Origin of the sequence: Synechococcus sp. CBW1002 (assembly GCF_015840915.1) — a bacterium.
Taxonomy (GTDB): Bacteria; Cyanobacteriota; Cyanobacteriia; order PCC-6307; family Cyanobiaceae; genus CBW1002.
Window position 1 is genome coordinate 2,065,797 of the sequence record NZ_CP060398.1, and the last position, 22,087, is coordinate 2,087,883.

Genomic DNA, 22,087 nt, shown 5'->3' on the forward strand with positions numbered 1-22,087 from the left:
ACGGCTGCGCCCAAGGGGATCCTTCAAGCAGACGTCACCAGGACCGTCTTTCTCGCAATCCATGCCGAAGCAGGTGGACCCAGGGATTCACCCCCGCTGCCTTCACATCAGGATTGACCGTCAGATAGTTCTCAGGAGTGAAGTCGGCCAACCGTGCGATCAGAGCATCGTCTTTCCAGTCGGGGATGGTGACTGGTCTGATCGCACCGGTCGCCGCATCCAGGGGCCTGCGCCAGGCGATTGAGCCCCATGGCCAGTCGCTGTGCAGAGGCGTGTAGTGAAGACAGTTTTCGAAGAAGTAATGGGTGACCTGGCTCCATCGCGTTAGGCCCCGATCCCTGACGGCCGCCCCCCCGTGCAACAGATTGGCCGCCCAGATCAACGCCTGACCCCGCCGAGGCGTGAAGGTCAGCTTCTGCAGTCCTTCACTGCGGACCATGGCCTGCCAGACAGCATGGAAAATCTCCTGAGTGGCTGGGAGGTCGTCCGACACCTGCTTGCCGATATCGCGAAGCTGGAGGTAGGGAAGCCGGTGACTGCATGGGAAGTACTCCAAGGGGCCTGAATCGGAGTGGATGTCTTCCAAGGCAATCCAGACTCCACACATGAATCCGGCTGGCTCACTGTGAAAGTGGACCGCATCACTGTGAAAGTGCTGCTGAGTTCCGACTGGAAAATTGAGGGTCTGAAAGGCAAAGGGTTTGCGCCCATAGACAGTCTCCAGAAGATCGAGGATTTCAGGAAGAAGCGCCAGATGCCTCACGCTGGCTTCGTTCTTCCAGGCATCCTGGATGCGAAGGGAATGGTGATCCGTCGAGTGGCGCCAAGCAGCAAGATCGAAGCATGGCTTCAGGGAGCTGCAGATAGGTTCCGCAAAGGTTGCAATCGTGGCTTCATCAAGATCTACAATGGCATATCCTTTGTTGTGAAGGGATTCCGCTGCAGCGAGATATTGGCCAAACGCACCCTTGGATCGGAGAGTGGGGAACAACGGTGAATCGACCAGCGGCAGCCCCGGCAGGAGATTCCTGGTGGAATGAGCTGACGCCCCCTGCTCCTGTTCTGAGGATGCCGCTGCATCCTTCACGGCTCAGGCCTCGCTCGGGTGGGCAATCACACGATCAATCAGTCCATAATCCTTGGCCTCAGCGGCGCTGAGGAAATAATCTCGATCGGTGTCCTTCTCGATCTTCTCAAAGGGTTGGCCCGTCATCTCAGCCATGCTGTTGTTCAGCATGTCCTTCATGCGCAGGATCTCCTTGGCTTCGATCTCAATGTCCGAGGCCTGTCGCTGACTGGTGCCGCCGAGGGGTTGGTGAATCATGATCCGGCTGTGGGGCAGCGCCAGCCGCTTGCCTTTCGTGCCGGCGGCCAGCAGGAAAGCGCCCATGCTGGCCGCCAGGCCAACACAGATGGTCACCACATCGCTCTTGACATACTGCATGGTGTCGAAGATCGCCAAGCCGGCGGTCACCGATCCACCAGGAGAGTTGATGTAGAGATAAATCGGCTTGGAGTTATCATCAGAATCCAGATACAGCATCTGGGCCACCAGGGCATTGGCCACGGCATCGGTCACCTCGGAGCCAAGAAACAGGATGCGCTCCACCCCAAGGCGGGTATAGATGTCGACCCAGCGCTCGTACTGGCTGCCGGGCAAGCGGTAGGGAACGCTGGGGGTGCCGATGGGCATGACGACGTGCGAGTGGCGGAGGGGAACTGGGGGATGGCGGCCGGGGCCGCACTGGAACGAAACTGATCGGCTCAGCTGATGCCGGCCGCCTTGGCGGGGCCGGGCAGATCCTTCTGGCTGGTGAGCACCCGGTCAATCAGGCCATACTCCACAGCTTCCTCGGCCGTGAGGTAAGTCATGCGGTCGGAGTCGCGCGAGAGCTGCTCGACGCTCTTGCCGGTGTTGGCGGCCAGCATCTCGAGCATGGTCTGCTTGTTGTGCAGCACTTCCTTGGCCCGGATCTGGATGTCGGTGGCCTGGCCACGGGCGCCGCTGCGGGGCTGATGCAGCACGATCGAGGCATGACGCAGGGCGGCTCGGTGGCCTTTCGTGCCGGCCGACAGGATCATGGCGGCCGTGCCCATGGCCTGGCCGATGCAGATGGTGTGGACCGGCGGCTTCACATAGCGGAGCGTGTCGGCGATGGCGAAGGCCTCGGTCTCGAAGCCGATGGCATCACCCGAATACCAGCTGGTGCCGGTGGAGTTGATGTAGAAGAAGATCGGCTTCTCCGGATTGTCGAACTCCAGGTAGAGCAACTGGGCAATGATCAGCTCAGTCACGTCGATGCCCATCTGCCGCTTGGCATCGTCGTCGCTGAACAGGGGCAGACCGAGATAGACGATCCGCTCCTTCAGCAGGAGGCTGGGCAGGTCCGGCGGCGGCGTGCGCAGGACGGCTGAATCGCCGTAGTAGGGGGCCGACACCGACATCCGCTGAGCACCTGAGGCTTGGCCAGGAGCCTAGCGGGGGTTGGTCTGGCTGCCGCGAGGGGCTGTGGGGGTCGGCTTTCCGCCCGTCTTGCCGCCAGAGGGCTGCGGTTCGCAGCGGGCAAAGACCATGCGACCGGAGGGAGTCTGGAGAGCCCCGGTCACCACCACCGGCAGGCGTTCGCCGATGCGACCGCTGGCGTCTTCCACCACCACCATGGTGCCGTCTTCCAGGTAGCCCACCCCCTGGGCCGCCTCCTTGCCCTCGCGCACGATCTTCAGCTGCAGGCCGTCGCCGGGCTGCACCTCGGGACGCAGGGCGATCACCAGCTCGCTGAGGTTGAGCACCCGCAGCTGCTTCACCTGGGCCACCTGGGCCAGGTTGTAGTCGGCGGTCAACAGAGTGCCGCCGGTGTCTGCGGTGAGGGCGAGCAGCTTGTCGTCGGCGCCGGCGCCCTCGTAGCGGGTGCTGTTCACCACCAGCCGCCGGCCGTAGTCGGTGCGCAGTTCGGTGAGCAGCTTGAGGCCGCGGCGCCCCTTGCCGCGCTTCTCGGCATTGCCGGAGTCGGCCAGGGCCTGGAGCTCGTCGATCACGGCCTGGGCCACGATCACCTGGCCTTCCAGCAGCCCCGAATCCAGCAGGCCACGGATGCGGCCGTCAATGATCACACTGGTGTCGAGAATCTTGGCCGTAGCGGGCTGCAACACGCCATCGGCCACCAGCATCGCTTCGGTGCTGGACGGATTGAACAGGCGCAACAGGGTGCGGCCATGCACCTCGGCCAGGTTGTAGCCGGACACACCGAAGAACACGTTGCTGAGCACTGCCGCCAATGGCTTCACCAGCACCACTTCCCACGGCAGGGGCAGCAGCAGAATCGGAGCCAATAACAGGTTGGCCACCAGCAGACCGAGGATGAGCCCCACCGCCCGGCTGACCAGCAGATCGGTGGGCATGCTGCGCACCTGGGCCATCAGGCGGCGGCGCAGCTGGCCGAAGAAGATACCGGCGATCAGCCCGAAGAAGGCGCCGAAGCCCCCCATCACCCAGCGCAGACCTTCCAGGTTGGTGACCTGCAGCAGCAGCGGTTCGGGCAGCAGATCAACGCCCAGCCAGCCGGTGGCGGCGCCGGAGATCAGGAACAGGATCAGGATGAGGGTGTCCAGCATCCGCCCGGTGGGGCTCAATGTGCAGGTGCGGGCAGCATGCCGGATCCCCGCCTGTTTGGCTGCGCCAGGTAACCGCCCATGACGGCCCCATGGCCATGGCCACCGCGCAGTGCCTATCTGCACATTCCCTTCTGCCATCGCCGTTGCTTCTACTGCGACTTCCCGGTGGTACCCCTGGGGGATCGGGCCGATGGCAGCCGCTCACCCTCGATTCCCGCCTATCTGGCCCTGCTGGAGGCGGAGATCGCCGCGTCGCCCCCGGGGCCATCCCTCTCCACCGTGTACCTGGGCGGCGGCACACCGTCGCTGCTGACGCCGGAGCAGGTGGAGGGGCTGCTGGCGTCGCTGCAGAGGCGCTATGGGCTGGCGGCAGGCGCCGAACTCAGCCTGGAGCTCGATCCGGCCAGTTTCGATCAGACGCGGCTGGAGGGCTATTTGTCGGCGGGCATCAACCGGGTCAGCCTGGGGGGCCAGAGCTTCGACGACACCGTGCTGGCGGGCCTGGGGCGGCGGCACCGCCGTTCTGATCTGCTGGAGGCCTGCGGCTGGCTGGCCGCCGCCCAACGACGCGGCAGCCTGCGCAGCTGGAGCCTGGATCTGATCCAGGGTCTGCCCCTGATGCTGGCGGCCCCAGAGGCCTCAGAGACCGCTGCTGGGGCCGCTGAGGCGGTGCAACGCCACTGGCGGGCCCAGTTGGAGGCGGCGGTGGCCCAGGCGCCTCCCCACCTGTCGATTTATGACCTGATCGTGGAGCCGGGCACGGTGTTCGCCCGTCGCCTGGAGCAGGGGAATCTGGATCTGCCGGACGGGGATCTTGGTGCGGATCTGATGGAGCTCACCTGGGAGCGGCTTCAGGCTGCCGGCTACGGCCATTACGAGATCTCCAACTACGCCCGACCTGGCCATGCCTCGCGCCACAACCGCGTCTACTGGAGCGGAGGCGGCTGGTGGGGCTTTGGCATGGGGGCCACCAGCGCTCCCGATGGCGCGCGGCTGGCCCGCCCTCGCACCCGCGAGGCTTATGCCACCTGGCTGGCCGCGGCAGCCGATCCGAACAACGCCGATGCCGCAGGGGCAAGCCAGAGCATGGGGATGCCGCTGGATGAGCGCCTGCTGGTGGGGTTACGGCGGCGGGAGGGGGTGAATCTGGCCGCACTGGCCCGCTCCCATGGGCTGGCGGCAGCTGATCTGATCGCGTTGCAAGAGCGACTGCAGTCCTTCCTGGAGGGCGGGCAGCTGCTGATCGAGGGCCCCCGCTGGCGCCTGAGCGATCCCAAGGGGCTTGCCCTCAGCAATGCGGTGCTGCGGGAGCTGCTGGACTGGTATCAGGGGTGGGAGGAGCGGCAGGCGAAGCGTTCAGCCCCGCGACCCAGCCCCGAAGAGCTTCCACACTGAGGCCGCGGCCATCGATCAGCGGCGGGCTGAAGGGTGGCTGGCGGTGGGTCAGACCAAGCAGATCGGCGGTGACCCGCACCTGGCCATCACAGCCATCGCCGGCGCCGATGCCGATCACCGGCAGCAGCAGCTGCCGACTGAGTTCCGTGGCCAGAGCCGATGGCACATGTTCCAGCACCAGGGCAAAGCAGCCGACCTCCTGCAGCTGCCTGGCACGCCGCTTCAGCTGCTCCTGGCTGGCTGGATCGTTTGCCTGCTGGCGATAGCCAAGCTGGTGCACGGCCTGGGGGGTGAGCCCGAGATGCCCCATCACCGGGATGCCATGACGCACCAACCGGTCCATCACGGCCAGGGTCTCCGGTTCGGCCCCCTCCAGCTTCACAGCGGCGGCCGGACTGTCCTTCAGCACCCGGCCGGCCGCCGCCATCGCCTGATCGGGACCGCACTGATAGCTGAGAAATGGCAGATCGCAGATCAGCAGCGGCTGATGGGCCGGCGGCCGCCGCAGACCCCGCCCCACCGCCCGGCAGTGGTGCAGCATCTCCTCCAGCGTCACCGGCAGGGTGGTGGGATGCCCCAGCACCACCATGGCCAGGGAGTCGCCGACCAGCACGGCATCGGCCCCCGCCTCCTCAACCAGGGCCGCGGAGAGGGCATCCCAGGCGGTGAGGATGGCGATCGGCAGGCCGGCTTGCTTGCGGCTCAGCAGATCACCGGGGCGCAGGGGCACGGCGGAACGGCAGCGGAGGGCCCATTGCTAGCATTGCCTCGACTCGGACCCACGCGGCCCTGACGCCTAAATCTGGTCAGGACCGGAAGGGAGCAGCCACACGGGATGCTCAGAGCAGGCGTGGACTCCGGGTCACCCATTCGATTGCAACAGTCCTCCGGATAAGTCATCGGAGGGGAAACAGGAGAGTGAAGTCCGGCAACTGTTGGAGCGAGAGACTCCTTCAGCCGGAGTGATGATCCCTTCACTCAGAACCTGGCCTCTCAGACATTGCTCCGCTCAAGCGGTAGCAACCAGGAAACCAGGGAGGTTCCTGACAGCTGCCTGTTGAACAACTGCTGTCTGGACTGGAAGAGAACTCGTCTCAACCACTGGTTCAAGCGGATGTCTAGGTTGTGAAAATTCTTCCCAGATCGCCTTCTGGCAGCAGGAACTCAGTCGGCGCGAGTCTGGCGCTTGAGCAGGAAAGCGGGGATATTGGCGCCTTGGTCTGAACTGTCGGCATTGAGAGTCTCGGCAGGGGTGAACTGGGTCACCGCCGGGCGCTCCACGCGGTAGGGACCGCCACTGTCGAAGCCTGTGGCGATCACGGTCACGTGAATCTCGCCCTCCATGGCTTCGTCCACCACGGCGCCGACGATGATGTTGGCATCAGGGTCGACCACGTCGTAAATCACCTCAGAGGCGGTGGTCATGTCCTCGAGGGTCATGTCCCGACCCCCACTGATGTTGATCACACAGCCGCGGGCTCCGTCGATGCGGGCCGCCTCCAGCAGGGGGCTGCTCATGGCGGCCTGGGCGGCTTCGATGGCGCGGGAGCGACCCGACCCCACACCAATGCCCAGCAGAGCAGTGCCGGCCTCGGACATGACCGAGCGCACGTCGGCGAAATCGACGTTGACCAGGCCAGGGCGGGTGATGATGTCGCTGATGCCTTTGACGCCCATCCGGAGCACGTCGTCGGCGGCGCGGAAGGCCTCCTGCAGAGGAGCCCCGGCGATGGCTTCGCGCAGCCGGTCGTTGGGGATCACGATCAGGGTGTCCACATGTTCGGCCAGGCGGGCGATGCCCTCCTCCGCCTGACGCATGCGCTTGCGACCCTCGAAACTGAAGGGTTTGGTGACGATGCCCACCGTGAGGGCTCCGCATTCCTTGGCCACCTCGGCCAGGATCGGCGCCGCCCCGGTGCCGGTGCCGCCGCCCATGCCAGCGGCGATGAAGATCAGGTCCGAACCCTGAAGCGACTCCAGCAGCTCATTGCGCGACTCCTCGGCGGCCTTCTGGCCGATCACAGGATTGCCGCCTGCTCCGAGGCCGCGGGTGAGTTTCTGGCCAAGCTGCACCCGTTGCTGAGCCGCAGATTGAAGCAGCGCCTGGGCGTCGGTATTGAGAACCCGGTAGCCGACCCCTTGGAGGTCGGAGGCAATCATGCGGTTGACGGCATTGCTTCCGCCTCCACCCACACCGATCACCTCAATGCGGGCGGACTGACTGGGGACGATGCCGTTGCTGCTCACGAGTGTCTGTCTCAAGTCGGCGTCGACCTGTAGTCCAGCATGGCCGGAATGGGCCGGCAGGTGCAACTGTCGGTCCTGGTCATGCTGCATCGGAGGGCATGTGCCGTTGGTCTGCGGCTGCATTATGTCGGCGGAAGGCGTCCAGCACCGAATCGAGGTGAATAGATTCCTGTTGAAACCCTGAAATGACAAGGCCCTGTGTGGGTGTGCTGGCCAAAACCAGCCCGGGAAACCGCCGTAGGCCTCTCACTGGGCACCGATCGGTACCGGCGCCGGTGCCCCCGGAGCATTGGCGGCCGACGCACCACGGGCTGGAGCCGGCAGGCCCAGTTCCGGTTGGTTCGGATCGCTCAGATCAATCGATTGCACCCGTCGGCCCTTCACCTGGGCCGGCAGCTCCTCTTTCAGGTGGCGCAGCACCGCCAGGCGGCGCTCCAACTGTCCGTCCATCGGACCCAGGCGGATGCGGCCAAGACTGGCCGTATCCAGCCAGAGGGAGCCATCCGGCTCAAAACGGATCTGGCGCAGATCTGGCCCAATCGCCTGGCGATTCTCCAGCAGCTGCGTCAGGGAGCCACGATGGCGTTCGTTCCATCCCACCACCTTGAGGCCCATCACCTCGGCCGACGGGACGCCGATCTTCTGGCGGGCACTCATCCAGTTCCCAAGACGATCCACGTAACCCTGCTCCAGGCCCTTGGGCGTGCGGCGTTCGGCACGGGCGACGGCCTGGCGATCCACCAGGTTGATGCGGAGTCGTGGCGGCAGCATCAGGCGACTCACCTGCACCTTCTCCACCGGCAGGGCCGCCGCAAGCCTCTCCATCAGGGCGTGGGGATGGACCGTCAGCAACGGCTGTGGGAAGCGCAGGCCGGCGGCCTGGATGGCCTGCTCGCGGCTCACCTGACGGCTGCCCAGTACCTCCACCTGATCAGGCCGGGTGAGGGTCCAGCCCTGGCGCAACAGGACGTAGCCCAGGCCGGCGGTGAGGCCGCTGAGCACCAACAGGCGCCAGGTGTTCCGGAGGCGTTCCTGGCGACGCTGGCGCCGCAGCTCACGCCGCCGTTCCACCCCCGGTTGCAGGGAGCCTGCTTTCACAGGTCGCAACGGGAACGCGCCATCAGTTCATCCATCCAGCGGCGGGCCCGATCGGCATCGGAGAAGGGCAGATCCATCTGCCGGCCATCGCCCACCAGCCGCAGCCGGCAACTGCCATGGCTCTCATCGGTGAGCGGCGCTTCACCGGAATGGAGCGACAGCAGCTCCACCAGTTCGAGCTGCTTGATCGGAAAGGCATCCGCCTGCTTGAGAGTGCCGGCTTCAAAACGGCTCCAGCTCAGCACCCCCTCTTTGAGCCGTGCGGCACCACAGCCATCCAGCTTGGCCAGTTCCGAACCGGCGGCCCAGGTGCGGAAGAGGTGCTGGCGACGCCGCTCCAGCCAGCCCAGGGCCGGCAGGAGAATGAAGATCAGCAGCAGGGGAAGCCAGAGCAGGCCGTGCGTCATGGGGTTGGGTCTCCAGCTGCCGATGCCATAGCCCATTCTCTCGCGCCCTGCACCAGTTGATGCAACAACTCCTCAAGCGGTAAGCCGCTGGCCTGCCACAGCATCGGGTACATGCTCTGGGAGGTGAAGCCCGGCAGGGTGTTGATCTCATTGAGCAGCAGCTCAGCACCAGCCTCGTCGTAGAAAAAATCCACCCGGGCCAGGCCTGTGGCCCCAACGGCGCGGCAGGCGGCGATGGCGAGGTTGCGGATCCGCTCACTCACCTCGGGTGCCAACGCGGCTGGGATCACAGTGTGGCTGAGACCTTCGCTGTATTTGGCGGTGTAGTCGTACCAGTCGGCATCAAAGCGGATCTCGCCCACGACCGATGCCTGCAACGGCCTGGCTCCACCCCCCAGCACGGCACATTCCAGTTCCCTGGCCACCACGCCCTGCTCCACCACGAGCCGGTGATCCAGGGCGGCGGCCTGGCGCAGGCCCTCGATCAGGCTTGGCCTGTCGACCGCCTTGCTGATTCCCACCGAGGAGCCCATGTTGGCGGGCTTGACGAAGCAGGGATAGCCGAGCTGCTGCTCCAGGCGGGTCCAGAGGGCCTCGGAGTTCTCAGCGAGTTCGGCGGCATCGACGCAGGCGTAGGGCACCTGGGGCAGGGCGGCGGCGGCAAAGGCGGCCTTCATCGCCTGTTTGTCCATGCCCACGGCGGAACCCAGCACGCCGGAGCCCACGAAGGGAACGCCCATCAGGGTGAACAGGCCCTGGATGGTGCCGTCCTCCCCATTCGGGCCATGCAACACGGGGATCCACACCTCCACCTCCAGAGCACCCGGTGGAAAGCCCTGGAAGCCTGGGCGGGAGGGCGCCTGGGGCAGGTCGCCGGGTTCGGCAGGTGTTCCCTTTGCCAGCACGGCTTCGGCCACGTCCGGCGGCCACCAGCGGCCCTGGGGATCGATGTAAAAGCAGCTGAGCCGATAGCGCTCGGCGTTGGCACCGCGGCGCAGAGCCGACACCACGGTGTTGGCGGAGCGGATCGACACGGCGTGCTCACCGGAGGCCCCCCCGAACACCAGGCCGAGGTGGGTGGGCGCGACGACCATCGAGGCAGAGAAGAGGGGCCAAAGGTATCAGCGATCGCTTCAGAGCACGGCGCCGCTGAGTGAAAAGGCACGCACCTGATCGATCCGCACCGAGACCAGATCACCAGGAGCGATCACGCTGCCATCAGGCCGGCTGGACGGGAAGAACGTCAGCCGGTTGGTGCGGGTGCGCCCCATCATCTGAGCCGGATCCCTGGGATTGGAGCCCTCCACCAGGATCTCTTCGCAGCGGCCGGCGTAGCGCGCACTCCGCTGTTTCGCCTGGGTCTCGACCAGGGCGTTGAGCTCCTGCAGGCGCTCCACCTTGACTGCTTCGCTGAGCTGGTCCGGCCAGGCGGCGGCGGGGGTGTTGGGTCGGGGGGAATAGGCGGCGGTGTTGACCGCATCGAAGCCCACCTCCTCCACCAGATCGAGGGTGCGCCGGTACTGGGCATCGGTCTCACCGGGGAAACCCACGATCACATCGGCGCTGATCGCGGCATCGGGCATGCGCTCCCGGATCCGGTCGAGGATGCGCCGGTAGCGCTCCACCGTGTAGCCGCGGGCCATGGCCCGCAGGACGTCGTTGTCGCCGCTCTGAAAGGGGATGTGGAAGTGTTCGCACACCTTCTCCAGGTCGGCGCAGGTGTCGATCAGGCGGTCGGTGAAATAGCGGGGATGGCTGGTGGCGAAGCGAATCCGCTCAAGGCCCCGCACGTCGTGCACGAAGCGGAGCAGATCCGTGAGGGTGTGCTGACGGCGCCCCTCGGGGGTGATGCCGGGCAGATCGCGGCCATAGGCGTCGATGTTCTGGCCCAGCAGCGTCACTTCCCGGTAACCCCGCGCCGCCAGCCCTTCCATCTCCAGGCGGATCGCCTCGGGGCGGCGCGACTGCTCAACGCCCCGAACCGAAGGCACCACGCAATAGGTGCAGCGCTCGTTGCAGCCATAGATCACGTTCACCCAGGCGCAGACCGCACTGTCCCGCCGGGCCGTGGTGATGTCCTCCAGGATGTGGTGATCGCCGGTGGCCACCACCTGCTGGCCGCTCTCCACCTGGCTCAGCAGGGTGTCGAGCCGGTTGGCGTGCTGCGGACCCATCACCAGATCCAGTTCCGGCACCCGGCGCAGCAGCGCTTCCCCCTCCTGCTGGGCGACGCAGCCCGCCACCACCAGGGTGAGATGGGGGTTGGCGCGTTTGCGCTGGGCCTGACGGCCCAGGTAGCTGTAGACCTTCTGCTCGGCGTTGTCGCGAATCGTGCAGGTGTTGTAGAGCACCAGATCGGCCGTGTGTTCATCACGGCCGGGGGCGTAGCCCATCGCTTCGAGGATCCCTGCCATCCGCTCGGAATCCGCCTTGTTCATCTGGCAGCCAAAGGTGGTGATCCAGTAGCTGCCGCGTTGCTGTGGCTTTGCCGGGTCGAGCACAGGAGCAGAGAGCGGCTCTGCGGGGACGGGGTGTTGGGGGCGGGAGGGGGCCTGCATGACGCCAGTTTCGGACATCAACCGCCGTGGGGCTCTGGAAGGCTCAGCGCTGCTCCAGCAGCGAGAGCTGCTGGTTGGCACGCTGGAGCTTCAGGGCTAGATCCCCGTGCAGGGCCAGCAGGATCTCGATCACCAAATCCGGCCGCTCCTCATGCAACCGGTCAAAGGCCTCGCGCTGGAGCACCAGGCAGCTGCCATCTTCCTCGGCCACCATGTCCGCGGTGCGGGGTGTGCCATTGAGAAAGGCAATCTCCCCCACACTCACGCCGGTGCTGAATGTGGCAAAACGGATGCGTTTACCGGGTTGGAGTTCTTCACCGGCACTGAAGCAACCCGCCTCGATCAGGAACAGCTCCTGGCCGGCATCACCACGGCGGAACACCACCTCACCCTTGGTGAAGGATCGCCGTTCCAGCAATGGTTCCAGGACCGCCCGACTGGCCTCCGGCAAAACCTCGAGCAGGTGGATCGTGTTGGACTCCAGGGCGTTTGGCGCGTCTTCCAGCCGCAGCTTCTCAAGGAGCAGGTTTTCCGCTGTTTCCAGGGCCGTGTCGAGGCTCGTGAACCAGTCGGGGGGAAGGGTGTCTGACTCCCCTGGCCAGAAACCCTCGAGATGCTCGCCCCGGCAGAGCAGGCAGCGGATGCCGCGCTGGGCCAGCAGCTCCAGTTGGTTCAGCACCAGGCCGGCGCTGATCGACGGCAGGCCCACCACCTGGGCCAGATCCATCACCACAAACGACTCGGAGATGACACTGGCCTCCAGGTGAGACAACAGTTCCTCCACCGCGGCGAAATCGAGCACCCCCTGCACCTGCAGCACCCGGATGCGCTCCCCATGACGATCGAGATGGCCGAATTCGGCGGCGCTCCGCCATCGGCGCGAGTAGCGGTTCTTGCCGGTGGCCGAGGAGCGGATCGTGGTGCCGCTGCGGGCGGGTTGGTCGAACAGATGGAGTTCCAGCCGATGGGAGAGCTCCTCACACACGGCGATGCCGCGGCTGGAGTTGCCGAAGGAATCGAGGGGCGGCGAGTAGACGGCCAGGCCCACCCGTCCGGGCACCACCGCCATCACACCTCCGCCCACACCACTTTTGGCCGGCATGCCCACGTTGTAGAGCCACTGGCCGGTGTAGTCGTACATGCCGCAGCTGCCCATCACCGCCAGCACATTGGTGGTGATCGCCGGATCCAGGGTGACCACACCGGTGCGTGGGTTGCGGCCCTGGCAGGCCAGGGTGGCCGCCATCACCGCCAGGTCCTGGCAGGTGACCTTCACCGCGCACTGGCGGAAATAGAGCTGCAGGCCGGGCTCCGGCGAGGCATTGATCACATCGAAGTTGCGCAGCAGATGGCCGATGGCCCGGTTGCGGTGCCCCGTGTCCCGCTCGGAACGGAATACCGCCTCATCCACCTCCAGGCGATGGCCGGCCATGTCCGAAAGAAAATCGAGCAGCATCGATTCGGCCCGCTCCGGATCGTGGGCCCAGATCTGGGCCGTGGTGGCAATGGCGCCGGCATTGATCATCGGGTTGCGGGGAATTCCGCTGACCGGATGGAGGCTGATGGCGTTGAAGGCGTCGCCGGAGGGCTCAACGCCCACCTTCGTCTGCATGTGATCGGCCGAGAGCAATTTCAGGGCCAGGCCGTAGGCGAACGGCTTCGAGATCGACTGGATCGTGAACAGTTTGCGGGTCTGTCCCACCTCGTAGACCCGGCCATCGGTGGTGGCGATCACGATGCCGAAGTCATCGGGATCAGCCTTGGCCAGCTCCGGGATGTAGTCAGCTGGAGCGCCGTCACGCAGGTTCAGGAAGCGGGCGTGTACCTCCTCCAGGATTTGCTGAATAGCCGAGGCGGTCGCATCGCTATGGGGCATGGAGTGAACAGGGCCGCAAAGGTGCGGATCGCAGGGGTCTGGATTGCCGTGATCTGAGGCCACCTCGGCCCGCGAATCTGTGCTTCCTGTTACCGATGTGGTGCCTCGTCGGTGATTGTGTCAGCGTGACTCCAATCTGACTGTCCTGACGGGCTGTTGGCTGGCATGCGCTGCCTGTTACACCGCTTCACCCTCACCAAGGCGGTGCCGCTGGCGATCAGCCGCGGCACTACGGCGGCGGTGCAGCACCTGCTGCTGGAGATCGAACATGAGGGCGTGATCGGTCGTGGGGAGACCGGCGGGTTCGACACCGGCCACCGCTGTTTCGAGACCGAGACACTGGCGGTAGAACTCGCGGCGTTCCTGCCCCGGATCGAGCCTCTGGCCCCCCAGCCGATGCAGGCCTTGCAGCCCCTGCTGGCAGACCTCTCACCGCCGGCGCGCTGCGCCGTCGACCTGGCCCTTTGGGATTGGTGGGGGCAGCGGCTGGGCCAGCCCCTCTGGCGCCTCTGGGGTCTGGACCGCCAGGCCGGCGAGCCCACCAGCGTGACCCTTGGCCTGGGAACGGTGGCGGCGGTGCTGGCACGGCTGGAGCGCTGGTGGGAGGCGATGCCGGCCAGCCGCATCAAGCTCAAGCTCGGCAGCCCCGATGGGCCGGATCACGACCGGCAGCTGGTGGAGGCGGTGGCAGTGGCCCTGGAGCGCCGCCGCCAGGTCACGGGGCAGCCCTGTGAGCTGCAGGTGGATGCCAACGGTGGCTGGGGCCTCGAAACGGCCCGGTCGCTGCTGCCCTGGCTGGAGCACCAGGGCGTGGTGCTGGTGGAGCAGCCCCTGGGGCCGCTCAGCGATCCGGAGGCGGACACGGCTGGCTTCGCCGCCCTGGAGCTCGACTGTCCGATGGCGCTGGTGGCCGATGAGAGCTGCTGGAATGTGGAGGATCTGCTGCGGCTGGCCCCCTACGTGGACGGCATCAACATCAAGCTGCTCAAGAGTGGTGGTCTGAGCGAGGCCCTGCTGATGGCCCGCACAGCCGAGCGGCTTGGACTGGGGGTGATGCTCGGCTGCTATTCCGATGCGGCCCTGCTCAACGGCGCCGCGTCCCAGCTGCTGCCACTGGTGCGCTGGCCCGATCTGGACAGCCACCTCAACCTTGTCGACGATCCCTTCCTGGGGCCAGAGCTTGAGGGAGACCAGCTGCGGCCGTCCGATCGCCCGGGGATTGGGGTGGACGGAGGGCTTGCCGAAACCTCGCTAGGGGACCTGCCGTGCTGACGGACGACGCACCGATCGTGCTGCTGCAGCACGGCGGGCTCACGGATCTGGGCGGCAAGACCGGCCTGGCGATGCTGCGCTACCGCCATGGGCCGATCGTGGCGGTGATTGACCCGGAGAACGCCGGTCGCCGCGTTCAGGAGCTGACAGGAATCCCCCGGGATCTGCCGGTTCTGGCCAGCCTCCGTGAGGCGTTGCCGCTCGGACCTCGCGTGGCGGTGGTGGGTCTGGCCCCCGCCGGCGGCAAGTTGCCGCCGGCACTCTGGGGGGATGTGGCCGCGGCCCTGGAGGCGGGCCTGTGCGTGGCCAGTGGCCTGCACAGTCGCCTTGGCGACGATCCGGAGCTGGCGGCGCGGCTGCAGCCCGGCCAGTGGATCTGGGATCTGCGGCAGGAGCCACCCGGCCTGGTGGTGGGATCGGCCCGGGCGGCGACCCTGCCCTGCCGGCGGGTGCTGGCGGTGGGCAGTGACATGGCGGTCGGGAAGATGAGTGCCTGCCTGGAGCTGGTCGCCGCCGCAGGCAGGAGAGGCCTGCCGGCCCGGTTCGTGGGCACCGGCCAGGCTGGAATTCTGATCAGCGGCCATGGCATTCCCCTCGATGCGGTGCGGGTCGATTACGCCGCCGGGGCGGTGGAGCAGGCCGTGCTGGCAACGGCGCATGGCCTTGGCGGTGAGGGGTTGCTGGTGGTGGAGGGCCAGGGATCCCTCTGCCACCCCGGCTCCACAGCAACCCTGCCCCTGCTGCGTGGCTGCCAGCCCACGGCCTTGCTGCTGGTGCATCGGTCCGGCCAGACCACCATCCAGCGCCACCCCAGCATTGCCCTGCCCGCGCTGGCCGAGCTGATCGCCACCCTGGAAGCGGTGGCTGCCCTGGGACGTCCGGGGCTCACACCCCCGCCTCGGGTGGCGGCGATTGCTCTGAACACCGCCCATCTCAGCGCCGATCAGGCCGCTGCGGCCATGGTGGCCGTGGCGCAGGAGACCGGGCTGGTCTGCGCTGATCCGGTGCGGGATTGGCCGGGTGCCGATCGGCTCCTGGATGCCCTGGGGGGCCAGCATCAGGAGACAGAGGCTTCCTGATCAGGACTTGGGGGCTGTGGTCCAACCGGCCCATGCACGATGCGTCTCAGACACGCTCCATGGCACAGGAATCGCCTGGTACACCGAAGCCGTAGACGGAAAGCGAAACGACAAGGCACCCCTGCAGCGCTTGCGACTCGATCACGCTTCAGAGCAAAAAACCGGTGGACAAGCCACCGGTCTGAAAGAGGGCGAGCGAGGGGACTCGAACCCCCGAATAGCGGCGCCACAAGCCGCTGCCTTAACCACTTGGCGACGCCCGCCGTGGGTAGGCAGAACTTACATCAGCACAGGCTGCACCACAGCGCATGACCACCCTGCCGGGATGGCGTGCCGGCAGGGTGCCCTGGGACGAGTCAACCCATCGCCCGGCTCGGGCTCTAGCGTCCATGCCGATCCAATGCAGGTTTAGACCGCGTGGCTGCCGGTCGCTTCCCCTCCCCTGACCCACCCCCTGCCGGAGACGGTCTGGTCGCGAGACCCTTCCGCCTGGTCACGCCCTTGCTGGCCCTGTCCCTGCTGCTGAGCAGCTGTGCCCTGGCAGGGGTTGGGGTGAGTGAGGCTGGCCGGCAGCGTTGCCGCAACCTGGCCGCTGCTTCGGGACCTCCCCTGCTGGGGCCCTGGCGCGAGCTGCGCTGCCTGCCCGGTGTGGACAAGCGCCTGGCCTCAGAGGCAGCCCAGGAACGGCGGCGACGGGAGCAGGCTCAGCAACGGCTGCAGGCCGATCTGGCCCGCTGCCGTCAGCAGCGCCAGCCCATGCTCGCCTTGGTGACGGAGCTGCGCCGCACCCGGCAGACCCTCGCCGATCAGCGCCTGGAGGCCTACACCCCCGCACCACGACCACAGCCCCCTGATGAGGAGCTTGAGGCTCGCTATCGGCCTGAAGACCAGGAACTCGATCGGGAGCGTTACGAGGCGGCTCTCGCGGCCTGGAGGGAGGCGGAGTCGCAGCGGCGGCGACGCTGGGAGGCTCGCCACCGGGCGCGGCGGATGGTGCTGGAAGCCCAGCAGCAGCAACAGCTGGCCGAGCTGCGCCGCCGCAATCCCGCTCTCCTGAAAGGCGATGCGCTCCAGGAGCAGGCCGTTTCCCGCTACAGCCAGTGCCGAGCTCAGGACTTTCTCAAGGCCGATGCACCACCGGTTCCAGCCGGAGCCGCAGCGCCGGTCCCTCCCCAGAGCTGAACTTTGCGAACCTGTGCACCCGCGTCATCACCTCGCTTGCCCTCCCGATCGCTGACACCCTGGCTCGTGGGCCTGCCCGTGGTGCTCCTGGGGGTCGCTGGCCTGGCGGCCACCAACCCCGGCCCCGACGAGTTCGAACGGTTTGCCGGCGATCGGCTGGCGGCGATGGCTTCCGAAGAGCTCTGCAGCGAGAAGGGATTGCCGCTCATGATCCGACTCGTGATCAGTGATTGCCATGGCCTGGTCAGGGCCCAGCACGGAGTGCTCGGCCAGCTGGCCCGCAGCCAGAGTCGCCGCATCGATTTCGGAGTGGGCAGTCTCTACAGCACCGAGATCGGTGGCCAGCAGCTCCTGCCCAACTGGCGGCTGCCCCACTACACCGTCTCGACCCTGGCCATGGCTGGACACTTCTGGGTGCTTGAGGCCGGTGAAGAACGCCGCCCAGACCCGAAGGGTCAGGAGAAGGAGGCCAGGCGTTGAATCCCGAAGCCGGCCCTGACCAGACAGCCCCACCTAGCGCCCTGGACCTGCAGCTGCCGCGCCAGCTTCTCGATCCGGGCCTGACGGGCCTGCCCGCAGCGGATGCCGATGGACTGGTGGCCGTCCGTCTGCGTTGTGTCGATGGGCGTATCGCGGCCATCGAGGCCTGGCCAGGCTGCCCCCACCACGGGCTCGATCCCGCCGCCCTGCCCCTGGCCCTCACACCCCTGGTGGAACCCCACGCCCACCTCGATAAAGCCTTCAGTTGGGCGCCCCATGCCAACCGGTCCGGGACGATCGCCGGTGCCATGGCAGCCAATCGCAACGAGGCCAACGAACGCACCCAGGAGCAGATTCACGGGCGGGGCGAACGGGCCCTGGAGCGGGGCTGGCGGCAGGGCCTGCGGGCGATGCGCAGCCACATCGACAGCCTCGGTGCCTGGTGGGAGCCCAGCTGGCAGGCCCTGGAGGCGCTTCGCCTCCGCTGGGCCGATCGGCTGGAGCTGGAGCTGGTGGCCCTGGTGCCCCTGGCTCACTGGGGCACTCCGGCTGGCGAGGCCCTGGCGGCAAGGGTCGCAGCGACGGGTGGACTGCTCGGTGGTGTGCTCGGCCCGCCCTATCGCCCCAGCCGCGACGACCAGCGGGCCCTGGAGGCTTTGCTGAGGCTGGCGGAGCGCCACGGCTGCGGCATCGATCTGCACATCGACGAAAGCGACCAGGGTCAGGCCCGCGGCGTGCGGATGCTGCTCCAGGTACTGCGCCACCAGCCCTGTTCCGTGCCGATCACCTGCAGCCACGCCAGCAGCCTGGCGCTGCTGCCGGAACGGCAACTGAGGCCCCTGCTCGATCAGCTCGCCGCCGCTGGTGTGGCCGTGGTGGCCTTGCCGGGCACCAACCACTGGTTGCTGGATCGCAGGCCGGGCTGCACACCGCGGCTGCGGCCCCAGGCGCCGGTGCGCCAACTGCAGGCCGCCGGGGTGCTGGTGGCCATCGGCGGCGACAACGTGCAGGATCCCTGGTTCCCCGGCGGCGATTTCGATCCGATCGAGGTGCTGCGCTTCAGCGTGGCCGCCAGCCATCAGGCCCCCTGGCTGCGCCAGGGGCTGGCTCCTTTCAGCACCGAAGCGGCGCGGCTGCTGCGCCTCCCCTGGGACGGGGTGCTGCGCCAGGGGGGGCCGGCGGACCTGGTCGTGCTGGCGGCCTGCTCCTGGAGCGAGGTGCTGGCACGCTCACCGCAGCGACGGGTGCTGCGAGGCGGTCACTGGTTGCCACCACCGCTGTCGCAGCAGCCGGCGGCCGTTCTGGCCAGTGTGGGGGGCATGACCGCCCATCTCAGCCCCTGAGCTGATCACCTCCCTTCATGCCCTCGACAGACTCGCCGCAACCCAGCGCCCAGGCTCCCAGCCCAGCCGCCCACAGCATCTACGACGCCGCGGCCCTGCTGGCGGCAGCGGGACACTGTTCCGTCGACACAGTGCGTGCCCTCGCCGAAGACCTGGCGCGGCATCACCCCGATCTGCCGCTGGTGGGCCCCCTGCCATCGGCCAGCGGTGATCAGGGGCCGCAGCAGGCGGACCAGACGGCTGCCATGGCCCGTGAGCTCCGGCGGCGCTCCAGCGACTATCACGACTACTCGCCGGTGCTGGTTCCGCTGCTCCAGAACCACAGCGCCCAGCTGGCGGTCAGCGCTAACTCCACCGATCAGGTGATGGTGGTGGCGGCAGCCTGTGCCCGCCATGCCGTGCCACTGACGCTGCGGGGTGCCGGCACCGGGAATTACGGCCAGTGCGTCCCCCTGGCTGGTGGGGTGGTGCTCGATCTCTCCGGCCTGAACCGCTTGCGACGGGTCGATCCCCACAGCGGGGTGATCACGGCGGAGGCCGGTTGCCTGCTGGCCCCCCTGGATCAGCAGCTGGCCGGCCATGGGCGGGCGCTGCGCCTGGCGCCCAGTACCTACCGCACCTCCAGCCTGGGTGGTTTCATCGCCGGTGGCTCCGGTGGTATCGGATCGCTGCGCTGGGGCTTTCTGCGGGATCCAGGCCATCTGCTCGGGCTCGAGATCGTGACCCTGGAGCAGGAACCGCGGCTGCTGCAGCTGGATGCGGAGTCCAGCCGCCCGCTCAACCACGCGTACGGCACCAATGGCATCCTCACCGCCCTGACCCTGGCGACCACCGAAGCGGTGGCGTGGCAGGAGCTGGTGGTGGGGTTCTCCCACTGGCAGGACGCCCTGGCCGTGGCCCAGGAGTTGCCAACCACGGCGCTGCTGCTCAATGCCCTCTGCCTGCTGGAGGCACCGATCGCCGAACGCTCCCCCTGGCCGCAGGGGTGTCCGTCGCCGCAGGCGGGAGAGCATCGGCTGCTGCTGCTGGCCGCCCCCGACAGCCTTGATCTGCTGCCGCACTGGCTGGCCCAGCGAGGTGGCAGTGTCTGCTGGCAGGCGCCCCAGGGTCAGAGCCGTGGACTGCCCCTGCGGGAGCTCACCTGGAACCACACCACCCTGCACTGGCGGGCCCATACCCCTGGCTGGACCTACCTGCAGATGCTCCTGCCCCAGCCGGAGGGGCCAGCGCTGGAGGCCTTGCGAGACAGCTGGGGCGGCGATGTGCTCTGGCACCTGGAGGCCGTGCGGCAGTCCGGCGCGGCGCGGCTGGCAGGGCTGCCGCTGCTGCGCTGGCACGACAACGAACGCCTGCAAGCCCTGATGGACCATTGCCGCAGCCTTGGAGCGCTGATCTTCAATCCGCACGTGATCAGCGTCGAGGATGGCGGCCTTGGCGTGGTCGATACCGATCAGGTGGCGGCCAAGGCCCTCTACGACCCTGCCGGCCTGCTCAATCCCGGCAAGCTGCGCGGCTGGTATCTGGATGCGGCCCGATCAACGGGCGCCTCCAACGCCGCCTGATCATGAAAGCGCTGACCGGTCAGTCGTTAGGGGTTCAGCCGCAGTCCAGGCTGAGGCGGGTGTCGACCCCAGTGATCGGGTTGGTGCCCTCGGCGCTGCGGCAGAGCTGTTTCTGATCAGAGCGGTCCAGCAGGGCGTCGCTGAAGTCGGCATCGGTCACATTGGCACCAGCGAAACTGCTCCCGGAGGCGATCGCGCCGCGCAGCACCGCGCCCCGGAAATCGACACCGCTGAAATCGCCCCGGTCCATCAGGGAATCACTGAGGTCGGCGCCGCTGAAATCAGCGTCGGCAAAGGCGCCCTGGGTGAGAATGGACCCATGCAGGTCAGCGCCGTGGAAATTGGCCTGACGCCCCACCACTCCAGCAAAGGAGGAGCTGGCCAGGTCCTGGCCGCTGAAGTCCTGGCCGCTCTGGTTGGTCAGGGTGTAGTCGACCCTCTCCTGGAACAGGGCCCGCTCCTGCAATCCAACCCCCGCGGCGGTGTCGAGGGCGGCAGCTGGCGGCAAACCGGCCGGCAGCAGCAGGAGCAGCAGGGTGCAGGCCAACAGCCCACCCAACAGTCCCCTGAGTCCGCTGACGAGATCCAGTCGCTTCAGCCCGCTGCGACAGCCCGTTGATGCCCCCCGCGACCTCCGGGGCGTCGTGGCCGCGGGCTGGCGGAGCACCGGAAGCTGAACGACAGGCATCACGGTGCTGGCGGCGTCTGGCTTCACTCTGTCGCAGCGACGGCGAGAAGGCTGCCGATCAGATACAGGGAACCCGCCACGATCAGCGGGGTCGTTCCAGCAGGCGGCAGGGTGTTCAGGGCCGAGGCCAAATCCGCCGCCGTCTGCAGCTGGCTGGCCAGCTCCGGGCAGGCCTCTGCCAGCTGGTCCTGGCTCCAGCAGGAATGGCCGCTGACCGGCACGATCCAGGCCCGATCGCCCGGGGCCAGCAGAGCCCGCAGCATCGCCGGCCCCTGCTTGTTGGCCAGGATGCCGAGCAACCAGATCCGTTCCCCTGCCGCCGCGATCGTTCCCTGGGCAGCCCGCTGGTCGAGCTCAGCGCGCAGGGCTTCGGCGGCCGGCAGATTGTGGGCCCCATCCAGCAGCAGGGTGCGGCCCTGCCAGTGCACGGGTTGCAGCCGGCCGGGCCATCGGGCCGCCGCGAATCCCGCCGCGATCGCCTCCTCGCTGATCGGCCAGCCGCCTTCGATCAGCGCCCGCAGCATCCCCAGGGCCACGGCGCTGTTGTGCCGCTGCACCGCTCCACTCAGGCCGCAGCGGTAGGTGAGTCCATCGCTGTGGAGCCAATCGTCACCCCGATCTGCCGCCACGGCTGGCTCGATCCAGCGCAACTCCGCCCCGACCGTCTCGGCCCGCTCCTGCAACACCGCCGCCACGGCTGGGCTCTGGGGGCCGCTGATCGCCACAGAACCCGGCCGCAACACGCCGGCCTTCTCCGCGGCAATCTGGCCGGGATCCGATCCGAGAAATTCGGCGTGATCCATGCCGATCGCGGCAAAGCCGATCACCTCGCGCCGGGGATGCACCGTGGTGGCATCAAGTCGCCCCCCCAGCCCCACTTCCAGCACCACCAGCTCCAGGTCTGCCTCGGCAAAGGCACAGAAGGCGGCGGCGGTGACCAGTTCGAACGGGGTGAGCCGGTGCCGCTGCCCCACCCTCTGCAGCGCCTCAAGCTGGCGGCGCAGCTCCGGGGCGGGAATCGGCGCTGCGCCGAGCCGGATCCGCTCGCACCAGCTCACCAGGTGGGGAGAGGTGTAGAGCCCGCAGCGAATCCCGGCCTGCAACAGGGCCGCGTGGACCAGGGTGGCGATCGATCCCTTGCCGTTGGTTCCAGCCACCTGCACGGTGCGGAAGCGGCGTTCCGGATGGCCGAGGTCCGCCAGGGCGCACGTCAATCGCTCCAGACCGAGGTCGACACCGCGCCGCTGGAAGGGCTCGATCAGGTCGGCGAAGGCATCGAGGGCCACCC

20 protein-coding genes, 1 tRNA gene and 1 other RNA gene are annotated in these 22,087 nt (G+C 67.4%); 8 read left to right on the forward strand and 14 right to left on the reverse strand.

From position 1 onward, the window contains the following. Nucleotides 1–34 precede the first annotated feature (34 nt). The 4 genes from H8F24_RS09980 to H8F24_RS09995 all read right to left on the reverse strand — a co-directional run bounded on the left by H8F24_RS09980 (nucleotide 35) and on the right by H8F24_RS09995 (nucleotide 3,612). Entirely contained in the window at nucleotides 35–1,087 is a 1,053-nt protein-coding gene (locus tag H8F24_RS09980; protein WP_197153767.1) for a phytanoyl-CoA dioxygenase family protein, read from the reverse strand. A 3-nt stretch (nucleotides 1,088–1,090) separates the two neighbouring features. Then, nucleotides 1,091–1,693: an ATP-dependent Clp protease proteolytic subunit gene (locus tag H8F24_RS09985; RefSeq protein ID WP_197153768.1), complete on the reverse strand. Its 603-nt coding sequence runs from the start codon at nucleotides 1,691–1,693 to the stop codon at nucleotides 1,091–1,093. A 71-nt stretch (nucleotides 1,694–1,764) separates the two neighbouring features. Beyond that, nucleotides 1,765–2,445 carry an ATP-dependent Clp protease proteolytic subunit gene (locus H8F24_RS09990; protein WP_197153769.1) on the reverse strand — a complete coding sequence of 227 codons (681 nt, stop codon included), beginning with the start codon at nucleotides 2,443–2,445 and terminating at the stop codon, nucleotides 1,765–1,767. Nucleotides 2,446–2,475: 30 nt separating this feature from the next. Further along, entirely contained in the window at nucleotides 2,476–3,612 is a 1,137-nt protein-coding gene (locus H8F24_RS09995) for a PIN/TRAM domain-containing protein (protein WP_197153770.1), read from the reverse strand. 78 nt (nucleotides 3,613–3,690) lie between these two features. Here H8F24_RS09995 and H8F24_RS10000 point away from each other — a divergent pair, with 78 nt between their 5' ends. Continuing rightward, nucleotides 3,691–5,007, forward strand: a complete 1,317-nt coding sequence (locus H8F24_RS10000) for a coproporphyrinogen-III oxidase family protein (RefSeq protein WP_197153771.1) — start codon at nucleotides 3,691–3,693, stop codon at nucleotides 5,005–5,007. Here H8F24_RS10000 and panB read toward each other — a convergent pair. Further along, the gene (panB, locus tag H8F24_RS10005; RefSeq protein ID WP_197159099.1) at nucleotides 4,901–5,731 is read right to left on the reverse strand and encodes a 3-methyl-2-oxobutanoate hydroxymethyltransferase; all 831 of its coding nucleotides are present in this window, start codon (nucleotides 5,729–5,731) and stop codon (nucleotides 4,901–4,903) included. The two genes, H8F24_RS10000 and panB, sit on opposite strands and share 107 nt — an antisense overlap. Before the next feature lie 46 nt (nucleotides 5,732–5,777). Here panB and ffs point away from each other — a divergent pair. Beyond that, an RNA gene (ffs, locus tag H8F24_RS10010) (signal recognition particle sRNA small type) lies at nucleotides 5,778–5,874 on the forward strand. 297 nt (nucleotides 5,875–6,171) lie between these two features. Here ffs and ftsZ read toward each other — a convergent pair. The 6 genes from ftsZ to glsA all read right to left on the reverse strand — a co-directional run bounded on the left by ftsZ (nucleotide 6,172) and on the right by glsA (nucleotide 13,193). After that, nucleotides 6,172–7,254, reverse strand: coding sequence for a cell division protein FtsZ (gene ftsZ, locus H8F24_RS10015; RefSeq protein ID WP_231597708.1), 1,083 nt, complete (start codon nucleotides 7,252–7,254; stop codon nucleotides 6,172–6,174). Between the two features lie 246 nt (nucleotides 7,255–7,500). Then, entirely contained in the window at nucleotides 7,501–8,352 is an 852-nt protein-coding gene (locus H8F24_RS10020; RefSeq protein WP_197153773.1) for a cell division protein FtsQ/DivIB, read from the reverse strand. After that, on the reverse strand, nucleotides 8,349–8,759 hold the full coding sequence (locus H8F24_RS10025) for a hypothetical protein (RefSeq protein WP_197153774.1): 411 nt from the start codon (nucleotides 8,757–8,759) through the stop codon (nucleotides 8,349–8,351). Before H8F24_RS10025 ends, H8F24_RS10020 begins: the two co-directional genes overlap by 4 nt. Next, the gene (locus H8F24_RS10030; RefSeq protein WP_197169606.1) at nucleotides 8,756–9,853 is read right to left on the reverse strand and encodes a D-alanine--D-alanine ligase family protein; all 1,098 of its coding nucleotides are present in this window, start codon (nucleotides 9,851–9,853) and stop codon (nucleotides 8,756–8,758) included. Before H8F24_RS10030 ends, H8F24_RS10025 begins: the two co-directional genes overlap by 4 nt. A 39-nt stretch (nucleotides 9,854–9,892) precedes the next feature. Further along, nucleotides 9,893–11,197 (reverse strand): tRNA (N6-isopentenyl adenosine(37)-C2)-methylthiotransferase MiaB, encoded by a 1,305-nt coding sequence (gene miaB, locus H8F24_RS10035; RefSeq protein ID WP_231598266.1) that lies wholly within the window; start codon nucleotides 11,195–11,197, stop codon nucleotides 9,893–9,895. 163 nt (nucleotides 11,198–11,360) lie between these two features. Continuing rightward, complete coding sequence (glsA, locus tag H8F24_RS10040; protein WP_197153777.1) at nucleotides 11,361–13,193, reverse strand: glutaminase A; 1,833 nt, start codon at nucleotides 13,191–13,193, stop codon at nucleotides 11,361–11,363. Nucleotides 13,194–13,358: 165 nt separating this feature from the next. Between glsA and H8F24_RS10045 the strand changes: the two genes are divergently transcribed. After that, nucleotides 13,359–14,465, forward strand: coding sequence for a dipeptide epimerase (locus H8F24_RS10045; RefSeq protein ID WP_197169607.1), 1,107 nt, complete (start codon nucleotides 13,359–13,361; stop codon nucleotides 14,463–14,465). Beyond that, nucleotides 14,459–15,544 (forward strand): DUF1611 domain-containing protein, encoded by a 1,086-nt coding sequence (locus tag H8F24_RS10050; protein WP_197169608.1) that lies wholly within the window; start codon nucleotides 14,459–14,461, stop codon nucleotides 15,542–15,544. Before H8F24_RS10045 ends, H8F24_RS10050 begins: the two co-directional genes overlap by 7 nt. Nucleotides 15,545–15,734: 190 nt before the next feature. Here the strand turns inward: H8F24_RS10050 and H8F24_RS10055 are convergent. Then, nucleotides 15,735–15,807, reverse strand: a tRNA-His gene (locus H8F24_RS10055). 154 nt (nucleotides 15,808–15,961) lie between these two features. Between H8F24_RS10055 and H8F24_RS10060 the strand changes: the two genes are divergently transcribed. From H8F24_RS10060 to H8F24_RS10075, 4 genes are read left to right on the forward strand one after another with little or no spacing between them, the layout of a single operon-like run. Next, nucleotides 15,962–16,726 carry a hypothetical protein gene (locus H8F24_RS10060; protein ID WP_197153779.1) on the forward strand — a complete coding sequence of 255 codons (765 nt, stop codon included), beginning with the start codon at nucleotides 15,962–15,964 and terminating at the stop codon, nucleotides 16,724–16,726. A gap of 36 nt (nucleotides 16,727–16,762) precedes the next feature. Next, complete coding sequence (locus tag H8F24_RS10065) at nucleotides 16,763–17,206, forward strand: DUF4359 domain-containing protein (protein ID WP_231597710.1); 444 nt, start codon at nucleotides 16,763–16,765, stop codon at nucleotides 17,204–17,206. After that, on the forward strand, nucleotides 17,203–18,549 hold the full coding sequence (locus tag H8F24_RS10070; RefSeq protein WP_231597712.1) for an amidohydrolase family protein: 1,347 nt from the start codon (nucleotides 17,203–17,205) through the stop codon (nucleotides 18,547–18,549). Before H8F24_RS10065 ends, H8F24_RS10070 begins: the two co-directional genes overlap by 4 nt. Before the next feature lie 17 nt (nucleotides 18,550–18,566). Further along, nucleotides 18,567–20,111, forward strand: a complete 1,545-nt coding sequence (locus H8F24_RS10075; RefSeq protein ID WP_197169609.1) for an FAD-binding oxidoreductase — start codon at nucleotides 18,567–18,569, stop codon at nucleotides 20,109–20,111. 34 nt (nucleotides 20,112–20,145) lie between these two features. Here the strand turns inward: H8F24_RS10075 and H8F24_RS10080 are convergent, their stop codons facing one another. Continuing rightward, a complete protein-coding gene (locus H8F24_RS10080) occupies nucleotides 20,146–20,658 on the reverse strand; it encodes a pentapeptide repeat-containing protein (RefSeq protein WP_231597714.1) in 513 nt (170 codons plus the stop codon). A gap of 164 nt (nucleotides 20,659–20,822) precedes the next feature. Continuing rightward, nucleotides 20,823–22,085, reverse strand: a complete 1,263-nt coding sequence (locus tag H8F24_RS10085) for a folylpolyglutamate synthase/dihydrofolate synthase family protein (protein WP_197169611.1) — start codon at nucleotides 22,083–22,085, stop codon at nucleotides 20,823–20,825. Nucleotides 22,086–22,087 lie beyond the last annotated feature (2 nt).